At 73.8% G+C, this 17,709-nt stretch carries 19 protein-coding genes; 7 read left to right on the top strand and 12 right to left on the bottom strand.

Features of this window, described 5'->3' with window-relative positions; genetic code table 11:
- Positions 1 to 78: 78 nt before the first annotated feature.
- The 4 genes from FDM97_RS14785 to FDM97_RS14800 form a co-directional block, all read right to left on the bottom strand.
- Entirely contained in the window at positions 79 to 2,007 is a 1,929-nt protein-coding gene (locus FDM97_RS14785) for an ABC transporter permease (RefSeq protein ID WP_137990872.1), read from the bottom strand.
- A complete protein-coding gene (gene modA, locus FDM97_RS14790) occupies positions 2,004 to 2,795 on the bottom strand; it encodes a molybdate ABC transporter substrate-binding protein (RefSeq protein WP_137990873.1) in 792 nt (263 codons plus the stop codon). The genes FDM97_RS14785 and modA overlap by 4 nt, the downstream gene beginning before the upstream one ends.
- 85 nt (positions 2,796 to 2,880) lie before the next feature.
- Positions 2,881 to 3,276 (bottom strand): TOBE domain-containing protein, encoded by a 396-nt coding sequence (locus FDM97_RS14795; RefSeq protein ID WP_137990874.1) that lies wholly within the window; start codon positions 3,274 to 3,276, stop codon positions 2,881 to 2,883.
- Positions 3,277 to 3,426: 150 nt separating this feature from the next.
- Complete coding sequence (locus tag FDM97_RS14800; RefSeq protein WP_137990875.1) at positions 3,427 to 3,909, bottom strand: Lrp/AsnC family transcriptional regulator; 483 nt, start codon at positions 3,907 to 3,909, stop codon at positions 3,427 to 3,429.
- 170 nt (positions 3,910 to 4,079) lie between these two features.
- On the opposite strand from FDM97_RS14800, the gene FDM97_RS14805 reads away from it, so the two are divergent.
- The 5 genes from FDM97_RS14805 (at position 4,080) to FDM97_RS14825 (ending at position 8,871) form a co-directional block, all read left to right on the top strand.
- A complete protein-coding gene (locus FDM97_RS14805; RefSeq protein WP_137990876.1) occupies positions 4,080 to 4,361 on the top strand; it encodes a hypothetical protein in 282 nt (93 codons plus the stop codon).
- Complete coding sequence (locus tag FDM97_RS14810; protein WP_137990877.1) at positions 4,358 to 5,140, top strand: metallophosphoesterase family protein; 783 nt, start codon at positions 4,358 to 4,360, stop codon at positions 5,138 to 5,140. Before FDM97_RS14805 ends, FDM97_RS14810 begins: the two co-directional genes overlap by 4 nt.
- 72 nt (positions 5,141 to 5,212) lie before the next feature.
- Complete coding sequence (locus FDM97_RS14815) at positions 5,213 to 5,725, top strand: SRPBCC family protein (protein WP_137990878.1); 513 nt, start codon at positions 5,213 to 5,215, stop codon at positions 5,723 to 5,725.
- 441 nt (positions 5,726 to 6,166) lie between these two features.
- Positions 6,167 to 7,669, top strand: a complete 1,503-nt coding sequence (locus FDM97_RS14820; RefSeq protein WP_137990879.1) for an FUSC family protein — start codon at positions 6,167 to 6,169, stop codon at positions 7,667 to 7,669.
- 155 nt (positions 7,670 to 7,824) lie between these two features.
- The gene (locus FDM97_RS14825; protein WP_137990880.1) at positions 7,825 to 8,871 is read left to right on the top strand and encodes a lactonase family protein; all 1,047 of its coding nucleotides are present in this window, start codon (positions 7,825 to 7,827) and stop codon (positions 8,869 to 8,871) included.
- A gap of 110 nt (positions 8,872 to 8,981) precedes the next feature.
- Here FDM97_RS14825 and FDM97_RS14830 read toward each other — a convergent pair whose 3' ends face one another.
- Positions 8,982 to 9,905, bottom strand: coding sequence for a sirohydrochlorin chelatase (locus FDM97_RS14830; protein WP_137990881.1), 924 nt, complete (start codon positions 9,903 to 9,905; stop codon positions 8,982 to 8,984).
- Between the two features lie 87 nt (positions 9,906 to 9,992).
- Positions 9,993 to 10,988, bottom strand: coding sequence for an N-acetylglucosamine kinase (locus FDM97_RS14835; RefSeq protein ID WP_137990882.1), 996 nt, complete (start codon positions 10,986 to 10,988; stop codon positions 9,993 to 9,995).
- 108 nt (positions 10,989 to 11,096) lie between these two features.
- Here FDM97_RS14835 and FDM97_RS14840 point away from each other — a divergent pair, with 108 nt between their 5' ends.
- Positions 11,097 to 11,774, top strand: a complete 678-nt coding sequence (locus FDM97_RS14840; RefSeq protein WP_137990883.1) for a uracil-DNA glycosylase — start codon at positions 11,097 to 11,099, stop codon at positions 11,772 to 11,774.
- Positions 11,775 to 11,842: 68 nt separating this feature from the next.
- Here FDM97_RS14840 and FDM97_RS35795 read toward each other — a convergent pair whose 3' ends face one another.
- The 3 genes from FDM97_RS35795 to FDM97_RS14850 all read right to left on the bottom strand — a co-directional run bounded on the left by FDM97_RS35795 (position 11,843) and on the right by FDM97_RS14850 (position 14,300).
- Entirely contained in the window at positions 11,843 to 12,001 is a 159-nt protein-coding gene (locus FDM97_RS35795) for a hypothetical protein (protein WP_175438979.1), read from the bottom strand.
- A gap of 18 nt (positions 12,002 to 12,019) precedes the next feature.
- Positions 12,020 to 13,105 carry a WD40/YVTN/BNR-like repeat-containing protein gene (locus tag FDM97_RS14845; RefSeq protein ID WP_137990884.1) on the bottom strand — a complete coding sequence of 362 codons (1,086 nt, stop codon included), beginning with the start codon at positions 13,103 to 13,105 and terminating at the stop codon, positions 12,020 to 12,022.
- Positions 13,106 to 13,217: 112 nt separating this feature from the next.
- Entirely contained in the window at positions 13,218 to 14,300 is a 1,083-nt protein-coding gene (locus tag FDM97_RS14850; protein ID WP_137990885.1) for an NADH:flavin oxidoreductase/NADH oxidase, read from the bottom strand.
- A gap of 143 nt (positions 14,301 to 14,443) precedes the next feature.
- Between FDM97_RS14850 and FDM97_RS14855 the strand changes: the two genes are divergently transcribed.
- On the top strand, positions 14,444 to 14,806 hold the full coding sequence (locus FDM97_RS14855) for an ArsR/SmtB family transcription factor (protein ID WP_137990886.1): 363 nt from the start codon (positions 14,444 to 14,446) through the stop codon (positions 14,804 to 14,806).
- Between the two features lie 121 nt (positions 14,807 to 14,927).
- On the opposite strand, the gene FDM97_RS14860 is transcribed toward FDM97_RS14855, so the two are convergent.
- The 3 genes from FDM97_RS14860 to FDM97_RS14870 all read right to left on the bottom strand — a co-directional run bounded on the left by FDM97_RS14860 (position 14,928) and on the right by FDM97_RS14870 (position 17,635).
- Positions 14,928 to 15,473 carry a flavodoxin family protein gene (locus FDM97_RS14860; protein ID WP_137990887.1) on the bottom strand — a complete coding sequence of 182 codons (546 nt, stop codon included), beginning with the start codon at positions 15,471 to 15,473 and terminating at the stop codon, positions 14,928 to 14,930.
- Between the two features lie 13 nt (positions 15,474 to 15,486).
- Complete coding sequence (locus FDM97_RS14865) at positions 15,487 to 16,113, bottom strand: hypothetical protein (protein WP_137990888.1); 627 nt, start codon at positions 16,111 to 16,113, stop codon at positions 15,487 to 15,489.
- Positions 16,114 to 16,243: 130 nt separating this feature from the next.
- Entirely contained in the window at positions 16,244 to 17,635 is a 1,392-nt protein-coding gene (locus FDM97_RS14870; RefSeq protein WP_137990889.1) for an FAD-dependent oxidoreductase, read from the bottom strand.
- Between the last annotated feature and the right edge of the window lie 74 nt (positions 17,636 to 17,709).

A 17,709-nucleotide genomic window follows, 5' to 3' on the forward strand; every position in this document is an offset into this window, starting at 1 on the left:
ACCCTGACACACACCCGCCGCACCGCGCCTGCGGTTTTCCGGGCGTCCCCGGCGTCCTGCGCGTCCCCGCGCGCCGGCTCAGAGAGCCACCACGGTCACCTCGGTCGCCTTGACGCCCGTCCAGACGGACACACCGTCCGCCAGGCCGAGTTCGGCCGCCGCCTGCGGGGTGATCTCGGCGACGAGGGACGGCACCCGCTCCGAGGTGATCAGCACACGCAGCCGGCTGCCGCTGGCCGTGATCTCCCGTACCGTGCCGGGCCAGACGTTACGGGGGCTCCCCCCGGGCTTCTCACGGTGTACGGAGACGGCCTCGGGCGCGATGATCGCGAGGGCGGCCGTGCCGGGCGGCAGCGGGTCGGCCGCGACCAGCGTGCCGCCGTCGTCGAGCGCGAGGCCGGCGTCGGTGGCCGTGCCGGGCCAGGCGTTGCGGCCGAGCATCCGGGCGACCCACGGGGAGCGCGGATGGCGGGTGACCTCGGCGGGGGCGGCGTCCTGCAGGGCGCGCCCGTCCTCCAGGACGAGGACCCGGTCGGCGAGCGAGACGGCCTCGACGGGGTCGTGGGTGACGATCAGACAGACGCCGCCGAAGCCCGAGAGGTGGGAGCGCAGCATGTGCCGTACCTGCGCCCGGGTCGTCTGGTCGAGCGCGGCGAGCGGCTCGTCGAGCAGCAGCAGCCGGGGACGGGCGGCGAGCGCGCGGGCCAGGGCGACCCGCTGGGCCTGACCGCCGGAGAGCTCGGCGGGGCGGCGGTGCGCGAGGTGCCCGACCCCGAGCCGGTCCAGCCAGAGCCGGGCCTCGCGCCGCGCCTCGGCACGCGCGACGCCGCGGGCACGCAAGCCGTACGCCGTGTTGGCGAGCGCGGACAGATGCGGGAAGAGGGCCCCGTCCTGGGGAACCCAGGCGACCTGCCGCCGGTGCGCGGGCAGCTCGCTGACCTCGGTCCCGCCGAGCCGGAGGGTGGCATGGGCCCGGTCCGTCAGACCGAGCAGCGCGCGCAACAGGGTCGTCTTCCCGGCGCCGTTGGGGCCGACGACGGCGATCGTGGTGCCGGGCTCCGCGTCCAGCGTGAGCCGGTTGAAGCCGGTGACCTCGGCCCGCAGCGACCACCGCTCCCCGGACGGTACGGCGGAGCCCTCCGCCGGGGCCGGGCCCGGCTCATCGACGGCGGGCGCGGGTGCGGCACGCCGTGGGGCCGGGGCTCCGCCGGTCCACCGGCCGCGCAGCGCGACCAGCACGGCCATCGCGATGGCGAGCAGGAGGAGGGAGACCGAGGTCGCGGCCTGCGGTTCCTCCTGGAGCAGCAGATACACCTGGAGCGGCAGGGTCTGGGTGGTGCCGGGCAGGTTCCCGGCGAACGTGATGGTGGCGCCGAACTCGCCGAGCGCCCGCGCCCAGGTGAGGGCGGCGCCGGCGATCAGTCCGGGCGCGACCATCGGAAGGGTGACGGTGAAGAAGACCCGTACCGGCGAGGCGCCGAGCGAGGCCGCCGTCTCCTCGTACCGCGGCCGCAGCCCACCCAGCGCGCCCTCCAGGCTGATCACCAGGAACGGCATGGCGACGAAGGTCGCGGCGAGCACCGCGCCCGAGGTGTGGAACGGGAAGGTGACGCCGAACGTGCTCTCCAGCCAGGGGCCGAGCAGACCGCGGCGGCCGAACGCGAGCAGCAGCGCCACCCCGCCGACGGTCGGAGGCAGCACCATCGGCAGCAGCACCAGGGAGCGCACGAAGCCCTTGCCGGGGAACGGCACGCGCGCCAGCAGCCAGGCCAGCGGAACGCCGAGCACCAGGGAGAGGCCGAGCGCCCAGAACGACACGATCAGCGACAGCTTGAGCGCCTGGACGGTGCCGGGGTCCGTCAGATGGCCGCCGAGCTCGCTCCACTCGGTCCGGCCGAGGATGCCGATCAGCGGCAGCAGCAGGAACGCGATGGCGAGCAGCGCCGGGAGCGCGAGGACGACCGGTGTGCGCGGCCCGGGCGCGCGGCCGGGAAGACGCGTACTCATCGCCGTTCCTGGAACCCGGCGTCCCGGAGGATCTTCTGCGCCTCGGGCGTGCTCAGCCAGGCCACGAACGCGGCCGCGGCCTCGGGGTGCTTCGAGCTGTTCAGCGTGGCGGCCGGATAGGAGGCGACGGCGTTCTGGGCGTCGGGGATCTCGACGGCGTCGACCTTGTCGGCGGCGCTCGCGGCGTCCGTCCGGTAGACGAGTCCGGCGTCGGCCTCTCCGAGCTCGACCTTGCTGAGCACGGAGCGGACGCTCGGTTCCTGGGAGACCGGCCGCACCGAGATCCCCTGGGCGTCGAGGATCTTCCTGCTGTAGCGGCCGGCCGGCACCTCGGGGGCCGCGAGCACGACCTTCAGCCGCGCGTCGCCGAGGTCCTTCAGTTCGTCGACGCTCCTGGGGTTGCCCTCCCCGGTGGCGATGACGAGCCGGTTCTCGGCGATGACGGTGGGCGTGCCCGTCTCGGCCTTCAGCCCGTCCATGGTCGTGGTGTCGGCGGTGACCAGGGCGTCGGCGGGCGCGCCCTGCCGTACCTGGGAGGCCAGCTCCTGCGAACCGGCGAAGGAGAAGGTCACCTCGGTGCCCGGATGCGTCTTCTCGTACGCGGCGCCGGCGGTCGTGAAGACGTCGGTGAGCGAGGCCGCGGCGAGGACCGTCAGGCGGGTCCTGGCGGTGCCCCCGGAAGGTTCCGTGGACGGTGCGCCGCCGTCGCAGGCCGTCAGTGACACGAGCAGCCCCGCCGTCAGGACGGCGGCGGCGCGGCGACCGGTGAAGCTGTGGATCAGACGCATGGGGACAGCACTCCTTGGGCGCGCGCCGCTCGCTCGGGTCGCTCGGGTCGCTCGGGTCGCTCGGGGACGGATGGGAGTCCGCCCGTCAGGCGCGGTCGATGTGCACATTGGTCGACTTCACGCGGGCGGTGGCCTGCATGCCGACTTCCAGACCCAACTCCTCGACGGCCTCCCGCGTGAGCAGCGAGACGAGCCGGTGCGGGCCGGCCTGGATCTCCACCTGCGCGGCGACATCGCCGAGCTTCACGGCGGTGACGATGCCGGAGAAGGCGTTGCGGGCCGAGGTGTACGGGACCTCCTCGTCGCCCTGTGCGGCCTGCGCGATCTCGATGGAGAACGCCGCGAGGTCGCGGCCGTCGATGAGACGACGGCCGCTGTCGTCGCGATGGGTCGCGACCCGGCCGGCGTCCGCCCAGCGGCGCGCGGTGTCGGGGCTGACGCCCAGCAGACGCGCCGCCTGTCCGATGGTGTAGGACTGCATGTGCGCCACGCTAGGCCTCTCGGCCTGGCATCTGCAATCGATCACCCTGAATCTCGTAGCATCTGCCACCCGCCTTGGCGGAAGGTCCAAGGTGCGCTGCGTGAGGCTGCGTGCGGCTGTGTGAGTTCCGGTCGTTCCGGCGCCCCGTCCTCAACCGGTCCGTCCGGACGCCCGCCCCACCGCCTCCACCAGCGGCAGCAGCCGGTGCGCTACTCGCTCGCGCAGCGCCATCTCCGTACGGGTGCGGACCACGCCGGGCAGCTGGATCAGCCGCTGGATCACGTCCTCCAGATGACCGTTGTCCCGGGCCACCACCCGCGTCAGCAGATCCCCGCCGCCCGTGATCGAGAACGCCTCGACGATCTCCGGCACGGCGGCGAGCGCGTCGCCGACCTCGTCCAGATGCCCCTGCGTGACCTCGATGTGGACGAACGCGAGCACCGGGTGCCCGAGCGCGGCGGGGGAGAGGACCGGGCCGGTGGCGGTGATCACTCCGTCCCGCTCCAGCCGGTCGATCCGGGCCTGCACGGTGCCCCGGGCCACGCCCAGGATCCGCGCGTACTCGCGCACACTCGTGCGCGGCTGCTCGATCAGCAGTCGCAGGATGCGGGTGTCGAGCTCGTCCACCGCCATCGTTCCTCGGGTCTCCTTCCGACCGGACCGGATCTCTCGACAGTACCCACGGCGGACCCCGCGGCGAATGCGCGGAGCCGCCGGGGGTACTCGCGGGGCTCCGCGGTGGTTCGACCTCCGAGCGACGCGCGCCGACCGTCGCCCCGACCGAGGAGCCGAAGGACTGAGCCATGAACACGCCCGAGGACCTGTCCGGCGGCCCGCCCGGGTCCGCCGAGTACCGCATCGAGCACTTCAGGGAACGGCTGGCCGACGGAGAGCTGGCCGAGCTCGGCCTGATCGTCGAGTTGCGCGGGTCCGCCGTGCTGCTCCGGGGCACCGTCCTGACACCCGCCTACCGCGACCGCGTCCTCGACCTCGCGCGCACCGAGCTGGCCGGGCTCACCCTCCACGACGATGTCGTTGTCGCGGGCAACACCGCACAGCCCGAGCGGGCGGAGGACCTGCCGTGATCCGCGTAGCCGCCGTCGGCGACATCCACCTCGGCGAGGACAGCCGCGGTCTGCTCAGGCCCGCCTTCGAAACGCTCGGCGAGTCCGCGGACGTCCTGCTCCTCGCCGGCGACCTCACCCGCCACGGCACCGCCGCCGAAGCGCGCGTCGTGGCCCAGGAGGCCGGCGGACTGCCGATACCCGTCGTCGCCGTTCTCGGCAACCACGACTACCACGCCGACGAACAGGACGCCGTGGCGGAGATCCTCACCGACGCCGGGGTGCACGTCCTGGAACGGAGCGGCGTCGTCCTGCCCGTCCGGGGCACCCGCCTGGGCATCGCGGGGACCAAGGGCTTCGGCGGTGGCTTCCCGGGGCGCAGCGCAGGTGAGTTCGGCGAGCCCGAGATGAAGGCGTTCGTACGCCACAGCCGGGACTGCGCGCACGGTCTGGAGCGGGCGTCGCGCGAGCTGGCGGAGGCCGAGTGCGAGACGAGGATCGCGCTGACGCACTTCTCCCCGGTACCCGACACCCTGGCCGGCGAGCCGCCGGAGATCTTCCCCTTCCTGGGCAGCTATCTGCTCGCCGAGGCCATGGACCGGGCCGGAGCGGACCTGGCGGTGCACGGCCACGCCCATCTGGGCACCGAGCACGGTGTGACCCCGGGCGGCATCCGTGTCCGCAACGTCGCCCAGGCCGTCACCGGCCGCGCCTGCGCCCTCTACCACCTGCACCCCTCGGGTGTGGAGGAGCCCATCGGCGCCGGCTCCGCCCGAGCGGCCGGGGAGACCCCGAGGTGAATGAAGTCCCGTACGACGGGCACGCGAGTGATGGGCGATTGATCCGGATTGACCGACTGAGGAGGAATTCCCGTGAGTATGGTGAAGGAATCCATCGACGTCGACGTACCGGTGCACCGCGCGTACAACCAGTGGACGCAGTTCGAGGACTTCCCGACCTTCATGGCGGGCGTGGAGGAAGTCCGCCAGCTGGACGACAGGCACTGCCACTGGAAGACGAAGGTGGCCGGGGTCCGGCGTGAGTTCGACACCGAGATCGTCGACCAGCTCCCCGACGAACGGATCTCCTGGCGCACGGTCGCCGGCGACGCCAAGCAGAAGGGCGTCGTCACGTTCCAGCCCCTCGACGAGGCGCACACACGCGTCAGCCTGGCCATGGAGTTCGAGCCGGAGGGCATGGTCGAGCGGACGGGGGACACGACCGGGCTTCTCGACCTGAGCATCAGGGCGGACCTGAGGAGGTTCAAGGGCTACATCGAGGACCGCGGCCAGGAGACCGGCGCGTGGCGTGGCCGCATCACCCCCGGCGAGGCCGGCACGGGGACGATGCCGAGCGGCAAGTGGGAGCCGCCGCACACCGGGTGACACGGAGCCGGTGGCAGGGGCCGGGCGCGCGAGCCCGGCCCCTGAGCCACGCCGGCCGCGCGAGCCCGGCCCCTGAGCCGCGCCGGGCGCGTGAGTTCGGCCCCTGCGCCACGCCGGACGCGTGAGCTCGTCTCCTGAGCCACGCCGGGACGAAAACGATCATCACCGCCCGCGCTGATCCGTTGGCCCGCCGGTGGTCGAACAGTACGGTCTCCGACTGGGCCAATGGCGCAGTGTCGAGCGGGCCGGTTGAGCCATTGTGTGAACGGATGTTTCCCTGGGGACATCCATGTACCAGCGGCGCCGCGCAGCGCCGGACGGCAACGAGGCCGGATCCGGACCGCGGCGCCTTCGCCGTGCCCACACGGCCGCCCCACACCCCGGGCGGCGTACGGCCCGGCGCGCACCACTGCGAGGGGGCGGCACACCGCCGTGAAGAGGATGTTCGTGGCTCCGGACCCGGGGCTTGTGAGGCTCAGGATCGCGCTCCGAGCCGTGATCGGTGTCGGGCTCGCCGTCGCCGTCGCCGAGCTGTGCGGGCTCTCCCTCGCAGCCTCGATCACCGGTGGGCTCGCGGCCCTCCTCGCCCTCTTCACGGTCATGGACGCGAGCGTGCGCGCCCAGACGGTGACCACGGCCCTGCTGCCGGCCGCCGGATTCCCGGTCCTCGCCCTGGCGACCACCCTGCACGGCCTCGACCTCGTCCGGGACGCCGCGTTCATCGCCGTCGTCTTCTGCGGGGTCTACGCCCGCCGCTGGGGCCCCCGGGGCCATGCGCTCGGGATCTTCGCGTTCATGAACTTCTTCATCACGCAGTTCCTGCACGCCGTCCCCGCCCAGCTGCCGGAGCTGTACGGAGCCGTCGCCCTGGCGCTGGTCGCCGCCGCCGTGGTGCGGTTCGTCCTGTGGCCCATCGAGCGGCGTACTCCGCCTCCGGCCGTTCCGGCGGGACTGCCCGGTACGGGGCTGGCCCGGCCCACCACCCGGCAGGCGTTCCAGGCCGCCGCCGCGTGCACGGTCGCCCTGGCCGTCGGACAGCTCGTCTCGGACGAACGCTGGTACTGGGCCGTCGGCACGGCGTGGTGGATCTTCGTCAACACCGCCTCGCGCGGGGAGACCCTGGTCCGTGGCTTCCGCCGCGTCCTGGGGACCGTCATCGGGATCGTCGTCGGGCTGCTCGTCGCCGTCCCGCTCCAGGGGGCGCCGCTGCCGACCGCCGTCCTCGTGGCCCTCTGCGTCTTCGGCATCTTCTACACCGCCCCCGTCTCCTACAGCTGGATGATGCTGGCGGTCACGGTGATGGCGGGACTCCTCTACGGCCTGCTCGGCGTCCTCGACGCCGGCCTCCTCGTCCTGCGGCTGGCCGAGACGGCCGTCGGCGCGGTGTGCGCCTCACTCGCCGTGGTGATCGTGCTGCCCGTGACCACCCACGCCACGAACGACGCCTGGATCCAGCGCGTCCTGTGGTGCGTGCACGTGTGCACCGCCGAGGCGGCCGCGCGCCTCGCCGGGTCGCCCACCGCCGACCCCACGCCGCACGCCAAGGAGCTGGAGCTGCTCCTCGGGCGGGTGCGCCTCTCCCTTGCCCCGCTGGTCCACCCGCTCAGCCCGTACCGGGCCCGCAAGGCGCGTGCCCGCCGGGTGCTGGCCCTCCTCGACGCGTGCGCGCACGAGGTCCGCGGGCTGGTCTCGGTCGCCTCCGACCCGGACGCCAGCCACGACGCCCGCCTCGCGGCCGCCTGCTGGCGCGTCGAGTCGGCCGTCGAGGCCCTGACCGCGCCCGGAGCCGACCGGCCCCGCAAGGTCACCACGGCGCCCGCGACGGCCTCGGCAGCGCCCGCCGGCCCGCCGGCGCTCGCGCACGTGCACGGCCTCGAGAGGCTGCTCGCCGAGCTCGGCGAGCCCCTGCACACCTCTCCGCGCTCCCCGCTCGTGGGCTCCTGACCACCGGAGCGCTCCACGGGCCCACCTGATCGCGCCCCACCTGATCGCGTCACGCGACCCCGCCGCATGATCCAACATGGTCTAGACCGCCTGCTAACGTCGGCCCCGACTACGGAGCGGTCGACCGCGACCGCCCGGCGGCAAGGGGAGAGACCATGGGCGGCACGGGTGCGCGGCGACCGGTACGGGCCTTCATCGGGTCGTTCACCTCGGCGGGGGGCCGGGGCGTGCTCGCCGCCGACGTGGACGCGGCGACCGGCGCCCTCACCGTCACGGGCGCGACCGACGCGGTCGCGGACCCGTCCTTCCTCGCCCTCGCGGGCGGGGTGCTCTACGCCGTCTCCGAGACCGAGGAGGGGGCCGTCGCCGCCCTCGACGTCTCCGGGGCCGTCCCCCGCCCCCTCGGCGAGCCCAGGCCCGTCCACGGCTCCGGACCCACGCACCTCGCCGTCACCTCCGGCCATGTCCTGACGGCCAACTACGGCTGCGGCAGCGTCACCGCCCTGCCCCTCCGCGTCGACGGCTCCCTCGGGCCGGCCACCGACCACGTCCGGCACGAGGGCTCGGGCCCGGTCGCCGACCGCCAGAGCGGCCCCCACGCCCACCAGGTCCTGCCCGCTCCCGGCGGCCCGTGGGCGGCGGCCGTGGACCTCGGCACCGACTCCGTACGCGTCTACGCCCTCGACCCCGCGACCGGGGCGCTGCGGCCGCACGGCGAGACCCGCCTGGACGCGGGCGCCGGACCGCGCCATCTGACCTTCCACCCGGCCGGCACGCACGCCTACGTCCTGAACGAGCTGCGCCCCACCCTCACGGTCTGCCGCTGGGACGCCGCGGAAGGGGTCCTCGAAGCCCTCGGAGAGGTCCCCGTGCTTCCCGAGGGGGCCATCGCCCCGAGCTACCCCTCCGAGGTCGTCGTGGCGCCCGACGGCCGCTTCCTGTGGGTCGCCGTGCGCGGCGACGACTCCCTCGCCGTCCTCGCGCTCGACGCGAGCGGCGAGAAGGCCGAGCTCGTCACCACCGTCCCCTGCGGCGGGCGCTGGCCCCGCGACCTGACCCTCGACCCCTCGGGGCGGCGTCTCTACGCGGCGAACGAGCGCTCCGGAGACGTCACCTGGTTCGACATCGACCCGGACAGCGGCATCCCGCGCCGGGCGGGCTCGATCGCCGCCCCCGCGGCTTCCTGCGTCGTCCTCGGCTGAGCCTCTGCTGCGCTACCCCGCTACGGACGCCGGCACACGGAAGGGCCCGTACCGGATCGTCCGGTACGGGCCCTCCCGTGAATTCCACCCGTCGGCGCGGCCCGCGCCGCTCAGTGGGTCGGGGCGCCCTGCGGCTGCTGCGGGGCGATGCCCAGCGCGGCCGTGTACTGCGAGAGCACCAGCTTGCCGATCGCCGGGTAGGCGCCCAGCGGCTCGGCGGCCGCGCAGCCGGCCTCCTTGGCGGCGGCGTCGAGCAGGCCGTCGGCCAGCTCGGGACCGATCAGGTAGGGGGCGAGCGCCAGCTGCTCCGAGCCGGAGCCGCGCAGCTGCTCGGCGATCGCGGTGATCGAGCCCTCCTGGTCGAGCGCGGCGGCCATCACGGGGACGGCCAGACGCGCGGCCAGGAGCATGCCGGTGATCCCGGCGGCCTGGACGGCCTCCTCGCCGCCCACCGTCGCCAGGACGATGCCGTCGGCGGCGGTGGCGACCGTGAAGAGGCGGGCGCGGTCGGCGCGGGCCAGACCGGCCTCCGACAGGCGCACGTGCAGCGCCTCGGCGAGCAGCGGGTGCGGTCCGAGGACGTCCGTCAGCTCGGCGACGTTGCCGCTGTCCATCACGGCCTGGCGGATCTGGCGCATGAGGGCGCTGTCCGGGCCGGCGAGGAGCGGCACCACGACGGCGGCCGGCCCCTCGGGCGCGCTGACCTCGCGGCCGGCGGCCATGGCCAGCTCGTACCGCTCGGTGCGCAGCGACTCCGTGCGCGACAGCACGGTCGCGAGGGTCGGGTACTCGGCGTCGTCGCCGTCCAGGTAGCCGATCACGGCCTCCAGGCCGGGCAGCTCGGAACGGGCGATGCTCACGACCTCTTCGGCCAGCGAGCGTATGGCAGCCGACGGCACGCCGGGAACGGCGAGGACGAGTGCGGGAGCGCCCTCGGGCGCCGCCACGGGTTCGGGGCGACGGTGCCGTCCGGTCTGGCGGGGTCGCGGCATTCGTACTGGCAGGCCGGAAGCAGGCCCAGTGGGGGAGCTCATGGCGCCGCATGCTACTGGTTTTGCCCGCCGCGCAGTGCGGTGAGGTGCAGCAGAGCGTTATCTGCCCCTCTTTGTCCGAACCACTCCCTAACGGCCCAGTTGCTCCGTTACGTGCAGCAGGCGCGGGTCGACGGGCAGGCGCAGCGTCCCCGTCGCCAGCGCCGAGGCCACGGTGAGCGATCCGGAGAGCGGATCCCCCGCCGCGGACACCGTGCGGGCCTGGGGCAGTTGCTCCGCCAGCTCGGACCGCAGGGGTACGAGAAGGGCGTCGCCCATCTTGAACAGCCCGCCGGTCAGCGCGACTTCGCACGCCTCGGTGGCCGGGCACACCGCGGCCGCCGCCTCGGCCACGTGCGCGGCGGCCTGCCGCAGGATGCCGGCCGCCACCCGATCGCCCTCCGAGGCGCAGCGGGCCACCTCGGGCGCGAACGAGGCCAGCACGGCGGGTCGGTCGGTCCGCGGATACAGCGCGCCCGGCAGCCCGGCCGCCGGACCGAACCGCTCCTCCGCGCGGGCCAGCAGCGCCGGCGAACCGCCGCGCCGCCCGTCGTAGGCCCGCAGCGCCGCCTCCAGGCCGGACCGGCCGATCCAGGCCCCACTGCCGCAGTCGCCCAGCAGATGGCCCCAGCCGTCCGCCCGGCGCCAGGTCACGAGGTCCGTGCCGAGCGCGATCAGCCCCGTGCCGCCGGCGACGACCGCCCCGGGCCGCTGCCCGAGCGCCCCCGCGTAGGCGGTGACGGCGTCGGCGGCCAGCGCCAGGCTCCGTACACCCAGCGCCCGGTCCAGCGCGCCGGGCAGGTGCGCGCGCAGCTCGTCGCCGAGCGTCGCCATCCCGGCCGCCCCGACCGCCACGGCGAGCACGGGCCCGCCCCCGGCACGGGTCAGCATCGCTTCGATGGCGGGCAGCAACTGCTCCAGCAGATGCGCCGCTTCGATGCCGCCCGGGCCGGTCCGCACCGGCTCCCGTGAGGAGTACGTGTCCACGACGCGGCCGGTCTCCGCCTCGGCCAGCGCCACCCGAAGACCCGAGCCTCCCGAGTCGACGCCGACGACCCGGCCCGATGACTGCCCGCGCGAACTCATGGACCGGCTCCAGGAGACAGAGGGAAAGGGACGACGGCGGGCAGCCTATCGCCGTGCGGTTCGGCGACCGTCGGAATGCCCTCCCGTAGGCCGGTAGGGTGATCTGCTGTGGCAGCACGACCGTTGAGTGAACTGGTGGAGCCCGGCTGGGCCGAGGCCCTGCGTCCCGTGGCCGGACGCATCGCGGCGATGGGCGACTTCCTGCGCGCGGAGATCGCGGCGGGCCGGACCTATCTGCCGGCGGGACAGCACGTCCTGCGCGCCTTCCAACAGCCTTTCGACGAGGTACGCGTCCTCATCGTGGGGCAGGATCCCTATCCGACCCCCGGAATGGCCATCGGCCACAGCTTCGCGGTCTCGCCGGACGTCCGGTCGCTGCCGGGGAGCCTGGAGAACATCTTCCGCGAACTGCACACGGACCTCGGCCTTCCCCGGCCCTCCAACGGCGATCTGACGCCGTGGACCCGCCAGGGCGTCCTGCTCCTGAACAGGGCGCTGACCACCGCACCCCGCAAGCCCGCCGCCCACCGCGGCAAGGGCTGGGAGGAGGTCACCGAGCAGGCGATCCGCGCTCTGGCCGCCCGTGGCAAGCCGCTGGTGTCCGTGCTCTGGGGCAGGGACGCGCGCAACGCCCGCCCCCTGCTCGGCGACCTGCCGGCCATCGAGTCGGCCCACCCCTCCCCGATGTCGGCGGACCGCGGCTTCTTCGGTTCCCGGCCCTTCAGCCGCACCAACGACCTTCTGCTCCGCCAGGGCGCACAGCCGGTGGACTGGCGACTGCCGTAAGAGCGAGCAGGCGCACGGCGGTTCCGGACCTGCCACACCGGCACGGAGCGGCCAGGTCATGGCCTTCGTCAGGCATCGTCCTGCCCGCCACCGTCACGGCGTTCGATCACATCGAGCAGTTCGAGCAGGTAGAGGAAGGCGGCGGCCATGGGTGACTCCTCCGTCTCCCGCCGCACCCGGTCCCAGTCGACCCGCTCGCATCGCGGCGCCGGGACCGGCCCACCCACGGACAGCGGCGTGTCGCCCTACCCGATCACCGCCGCCCGCACACAGAGCACGTCCGGCAGATGCCCGGCGAGCAGCTGCCAGCTGTCGCCGTCGTCCGCGCTCGCGTACACCTCGCCGTTGCGGTTCCCGAAGTAGACGCCCGCCGGGTCGCCGTCGTCCGTGCACAGCGCGTCCCGCAGCACCGTGCCGTAGTGGTCGCCGTCAGGAAGCCCCGCCGTGAGCGGCTCCCAGCTCTCGCCGGCGTCGCGCGTGCGGTAGACACGGCAGCGGCGTTCGGCCGGCACGCGGTCGCTGTCGGCGTTGATGGGGAACACATAGGCCACATCGGCCCGGTGGGGGTGGGCGGCGACGGCGAAACCGAAGTCGGACGGGAGCCCGGCCCCGATGTCGGTCCACTTCGCGCCCGCGTCGTCGCTGCGGAACACCCCCCAGTGGTTCTGCAGATAGAGCCGGTCCAGGTCACCCGCGTCCTGCGCGATCTTGTGCACGCACTGGCCGAACTCCGGGTTCGGATCGGGCAGAAAGACCGCGGAGACCCCCTGGTTGGAGGGAGCCCAGCTCGCCCCTCCGTCCCGGGAGCGGAACACTCCGGCCGTCGACACCGCGACCGTCACCGCCTCCGGGTCGCGCCGGTCGGTCACGACCGTGTGCACGGCCTCACCGCCCCCGCCGGGCACCCACCGGGAGCGCGTGGGGTGCTCCCACAGCGGGCGGACCAGCTCGAACGACTCGCCTCCGTCCACGGACCTGAACAGGGCGGCCGGCTCCGTACCCGCGTAGACGACGTCGGGGGAGTGCGCGGGCGCGGGGTGCAGCTGCCAGACCCGCTCCAGCGAAGCACCGGTGTCCTGCGGGAACTTGACCGCGGGCTTCGGCGGCTCGGTCCAGGTGGCGCCGAGGTCGTCGGAGCGGAAGACGGACGGGCCCCAGTGGGCACTGTCCCCTCCGACGAGCAGCCGTGGCGTGGCACGGCGCGTGTCGATGGCGACCGAATAGATCGCCTGCGCGTTGAAGTGGGGTTCGTCGAACTCCCACCGGCCGTCGCGCCTTCGGCCGATGAACAGACCCTTGCGGGTGCCTACGGTCAGAACTACGTCGGGCATGGCCGACACCTCCAGGACGCCGTTGTCGCGGATACGGGACAGTCTGCACCCGGCCACTGACAACGGCCCCCCGGACGTGGTTCCGCCCCAGTTCAGGGGCGTGTTACGGCGCTCAGATCGCCCAGGCGTACTGGCTCGGCGCGTGCGTCTCGGCGCCCAGCTCGCGCGCCGCCCGGCGGGCCCACGAGGCGTCGCGGAGCAGTTCGCGCCCGAGGAGGACGGCGTCCGCCTCCCCGTTGGCGAGGATCTTCTCCGCCTGCCGGGGCTCGGTGATCAGACCGACGGCGGCGACGGGCAGACCGGTCTCGGCCTTCACCCGGGCCGCGAAGGGCACCTGGTAGCCGGGGGCGCTCGGGATCTTCGCGGGGCCGCCGTTGCCGCCGGTGGAGACGTCGAGGAGGTCGACTCCGTGCTCGCGCAGCAGGGCGGCGAAGCGGACGGTCTCGTCGGCGGTCCAGCCCTGGTCATCCAGCCAGTCGGTGGCCGAGATCCGGAAGAAGAGCGGCAGCTCCTCCGGCCACACCGCCCGTACGGCGTCGACGACTTCGAGGGCCAGGCGCGTGCGGTTCTCGAAGGAACCGCCGTACTCGTCGGTGCGGTGGTTGCTGTGCGGGGAGAGGAACTCGCCGATGAGGTAGCCGTGGGCGCCGTGCACCTCCAGGACCTCGAACCCGGCCGCGAGGGCGCGGCGGGCGGCGTCGGCGAACCGGCCGACGATCTCCTTGATCCCCTCGGTGGTCAGCTCGGTCGGGACGGGGTAGCCCTCGGCGAACGCGACGGGGCTCGGTCCGACCGGCTGCCAGCCGTGGCCGCCGGGGGCGACCGGTCCGCGACCCTCCCAGGGGCGCTTGGTGGACGCCTTGCGGCCGGCGTGCCCGATCTGGATGCCGGGCACGGTGCCGTGCTCCTTGAGGAAGCGGGCGATGCGGCGGAGCGCCTCGACCTGCGTGTCGTTCCAGATCCCGAGGTCGGCGGGGCTGATCCGGCCCTCAGGGGCGACGGCGGTCGCCTCCACCAGGATCAGGCCGGTCCCACCGGTGGCGCGGGAGGCGTAGTGCGCGAAGTGCCAGTCGCCCGCCACCCCCGCGTTCGGGCCGAAGACCTCTGCGGAGTACTGGCACATCGGCGCCATCCACACACGGTTCGGGATGGTCAGCGATCGCAGGGTGTACGGCTCGAACAGGGCGACGCTCATGGCGGACTCCTCATTCCGGGGGCCTCGACGGGATGCTCGTACGATACTCGTCGTAGTACGTCATCTGTCAAACTACGAAGCTCCTCGTACAATGGATCGGTGCGCGGGACGACGCGTACCCCCGACGAAGTGGAGGCGCCGCCGTGACGACCGCGACCAACCCTCGGGCCCTGGATCACCCCACGCGGGAGGAGATCCGCCTCGAAGGGGTGCTGCACGCGCTCTCGGACCCGGTGCGGCTGCGGATCGTCTGCCACATGGCGCACGAGGCGACGGAACTGGCCTGCTCGTACTTCGACCTGCCCGTCACCAAGTCGACGACGACGCACCACTTCCGGGTGCTGCGCGAGAGCGGGGTCATCCAGCAGATCTACCGGGGTACGGCCAAGATGAACGCCCTGCGCCGGGAGGACCTGGACGCCCTCTTCCCGGGCCTCCTCGACAGCGTCCTGGAGGCGGCCGGGGCACAGGCGTCGCGGCAGGGCCGGCCCGCCGAGGACGCGTAGCCGAGAACGCGTAGTCGAGGACGGGTGGAGGACATCCGGTCCGTGCTCCGGCGACGGCCGCGACCGGCCCAGGCGGGACCTCACGTCCCCGCCCGGGCCGGTGTCCTTCCGCCGCGAGGGGTCAGGCGACCTGGAGCGCCGCGCCCCACGCCCGCGCGCGGTCCCGCTCGCCCTCACGCAGCGGACCCTCGGTGTCCTCGATGATGAACCCCTCCGGTTCCGCGACGAGGTCGTAGCCATGGCCGCGCAGCCGGCGCGCGATCCCGCCCGCCGCCCCGCCGGCCAGGCGCATGTCCGCCCGGGTGTCGAAGGCCGCGGCGGCATGGGTGCCGGTGTGGGCCTTCGGGAGCGTGTCGTGGAACCAGTCACGGACGCCCGGGCCCTCGGCACCCTCCAGCGGGTCGAAGGGACGTCCTTCCTTCCCGGCCTCCTTCTCCTCGGCCTTCAGCCCCATCTTCCGGCTCATTCCGGTGGTCATGCCCCGCATATGGGTCGGCCCGCCGACGACGAGCAGATCGGCGGGACCGACGCGCTCCGGCAGCGCCTCGTCCACCGCCACACACTCGACCTCGGCGTCCGGATGTGCCTCCTTCACGCCCTGTCCGATCGCGTCGGCGACCTCGCGCGTGTTGCCGAACAGGCTCTCGTACACGATCACAGCACGCATCACGCTCATCTCCTCACGAGATTCGTTCTCCGGTCTCAGCGGCCTTCTCGATCACCCGCAGCGCCCCGCGCAGCACGATGCCGACGCCCGGCGACACGAGCGTCCAGTAGCGGCCGAACCGGGTCGTGGACTCCGGGTCGGTGCAGGCGGTGCGCGCCTCGTACGTCAGCAGGGACCGCTGCGCCCCGTAGGGGTGGACGACGAAGGCGGCGGCCATCTTCGCCCAGCCGGGCTCCTCGAACCCCGCGAAGTCCCCGGGTTCGACCCGGCGCCACTCGATGGTGGGCCGCCACACCTTGCCGACCGCCCCGAACACGAGCTCACGGCCCGCGCGTTCCCCGAGGGGCACCCAGGGCTGATCCTCGGACCCCGCGGTGTCGAACAGATCGGACACCCGCATCGACGGCGGCGTGGCCACGGGCCGCCGACGCACCCGGTCCGGCACCCCCCGCGCCCAGACGACGGCGTCGAACAGCGGCGAGTGGATGGACAACATGTCCAGATCACGCGCCGCGTTGTACACGGCGTCCGGCGTGGCGGCGATCGCCACACACTCCAGGCGGGAGAACCGGAACTCGGGCAGAGCCGCGTCGAGGAGGAGGGGTTCGGCGGCCGCGGCGATGCTCATGTCGGTGTTCATGGGGACCTCCCGGATCCGATACATCCAGTCTGTTCCACGGGCCACGGGCCCCGCTGGGGTCGAATGGTCCCCCATCGCATCGCCGACCGGCACGGGTGAGGGCAGAGCACCCTCCCGGGGCCAGGCGCGCTCAGGCGTCCCGATCCGCGATTCCCCGCGCCGCCGCCCGCAGGCCCGCCCAGTCCGGGATCTTCACCCGGCCGCGGCCCAGCGAGCGGCCCAGGGCGGACTCCGCGCGTTCGATGGAGAGCCAGCCCCGCCAGGCGACCGGGTCGTGGCCCAGCGCCCGCAGCGCGTCGAGCGGATCGGCCGCCACCGTCCGTCCGGACAGCTCCGCCGCGTCGGCCAGCAGGGAGGTCACCGTCTCCTTGGCGCAGGGGCGGTTCGTGCCGATGACGCCCGTGGGTCCGCGCTTGATCCAGCCGGCGACGTACTCGCCGAGCGAGGGGGCGCCGTCGCGCAGCACACGGCCCGCCTCGTGCGGGACCGTCCCCCGGGCCTCGTCGAAGGGCAGCCCGGCGGGGGCGATCCCCTGGTAGCCGACGGCCCGCAGGACCAGCTGCGCCTCGATCTCCTCGTACCGTCCCGTACCCCGCACACCCCCGTTGTCGTCCGGTTCCGTGCGCTCGAAGCGGACCGCGGCCACCCGGCCGTCCTCGCCGAGCAACTCCACCGGCCGCAGGAAGAACCGCAGCCTGATACGGCGCTCGGCGTCAGTCGCGTCAGTCGCGTCAGTCGCGTCCGCCCCGCCGGCGCCGCCCGCCTCCCACCCGCGGACGACCTCCACATTCCGCCGGTTCACGGCCGGCAGCGCCGAAGGGTCCGCGAACGACGGGTCCAGCGCCAGGTCGGCCGGTTCCACGTCCACCCGCGCGCCCGGGAGCGCGCCCAGCTCCCGCAGCTCCTTCGTCGTGAACTTGGCCTGCCCGGGACCGCGCCGCCCCACCATGTGCACCTCGCGCACCCGGCTGGCCGACAGCGCACTGAGCGCCCCCTGCGGCACGTCCGTCGGCCGCAGTTCGGCCGCGCCCCTGGACAGGATCCGGGTGACGTCCACCGCCACGTTCCCGACGCCGATCACGACCGCCGCGCGTGCGTCGAGACCGAAGCCGTCGCCCGCCGCGTCGGGGTGCGCGCTGTACCAGGCGACGAAGTCCCTCGCCGAGAAGCTGCCGGCCAGATCCTCGCCCGGCACCCCGAGCCGCCGGTCCCGCGCCGCGCCCACGCAGTACACGACGGCGTGGTACAGCTCCAGGAGGCGGCCCGGGGTCAGCCCGCGCGCGCCCACCTCGACATCGCCGATGAACGCGATCCGCTCGTCCTCCAGGACTGCCCGGAGGTTCTGCTGCAGTGACTTGATCTTCTCGTGGTCCGGGGCGACCCCGTAGCGGACGAGACCGTACGGGCAGGGCAGCCGGTCCAGGACGTCGACCCTGACTCCGGGCACCACGGACTGCTGGACCAGCGACTGGGCGGTGTAGACCCCGCTGGGCCCGGATCCGACGACAGCGACACGCAGCACGGTCGTACTCCTTCCCGCCACGGGAATTCCCGCCGAGAGACTTCCAGCATCCCACCGGAAGCCCCGGCGGGGGA

This window comes from Streptomyces vilmorinianum, assembly GCF_005517195.1.
GTDB classification, from domain to species: Bacteria; Actinomycetota; Actinomycetes; order Streptomycetales; family Streptomycetaceae; genus Streptomyces; species Streptomyces vilmorinianum.

Excerpts from the sequence above, each read along its gene's own strand:
- FDM97_RS14785 (WP_137990872.1), bottom strand. The coding sequence starts at position 2,007 with ATGAGTACGCGTCTTCCCGGCCGCGCGCCCGGGCCGCGCACACCGGTC.
- modA (WP_137990873.1), bottom strand. The coding sequence starts at position 2,795 with ATGCGTCTGATCCACAGCTTCACCGGTCGCCGCGCCGCCGCCGTCCTG.
- FDM97_RS14795 (WP_137990874.1), bottom strand. The coding sequence starts at position 3,276 with ATGCAGTCCTACACCATCGGACAGGCGGCGCGTCTGCTGGGCGTCAGC.
- FDM97_RS14800 (WP_137990875.1), bottom strand. The coding sequence starts at position 3,909 with ATGGCGGTGGACGAGCTCGACACCCGCATCCTGCGACTGCTGATCGAG.
- FDM97_RS14805 (WP_137990876.1), top strand. The coding sequence starts at position 4,080 with ATGAACACGCCCGAGGACCTGTCCGGCGGCCCGCCCGGGTCCGCCGAG.
- FDM97_RS14820 (WP_137990879.1), top strand. The coding sequence starts at position 6,167 with ATGTTCGTGGCTCCGGACCCGGGGCTTGTGAGGCTCAGGATCGCGCTC.
- FDM97_RS14825 (WP_137990880.1), top strand. The coding sequence starts at position 7,825 with ATGGGCGGCACGGGTGCGCGGCGACCGGTACGGGCCTTCATCGGGTCG.
- FDM97_RS14830 (WP_137990881.1), bottom strand. The coding sequence starts at position 9,905 with ATGAGCTCCCCCACTGGGCCTGCTTCCGGCCTGCCAGTACGAATGCCG.
- FDM97_RS14835 (WP_137990882.1), bottom strand. The coding sequence starts at position 10,988 with ATGAGTTCGCGCGGGCAGTCATCGGGCCGGGTCGTCGGCGTCGACTCG.
- FDM97_RS14845 (WP_137990884.1), bottom strand. The coding sequence starts at position 13,105 with ATGCCCGACGTAGTTCTGACCGTAGGCACCCGCAAGGGTCTGTTCATC.
- FDM97_RS14850 (WP_137990885.1), bottom strand. The coding sequence starts at position 14,300 with ATGAGCGTCGCCCTGTTCGAGCCGTACACCCTGCGATCGCTGACCATC.
- FDM97_RS14860 (WP_137990887.1), bottom strand. The coding sequence starts at position 15,473 with ATGCGTGCTGTGATCGTGTACGAGAGCCTGTTCGGCAACACGCGCGAG.
- FDM97_RS14865 (WP_137990888.1), bottom strand. The coding sequence starts at position 16,113 with ATGAACACCGACATGAGCATCGCCGCGGCCGCCGAACCCCTCCTCCTC.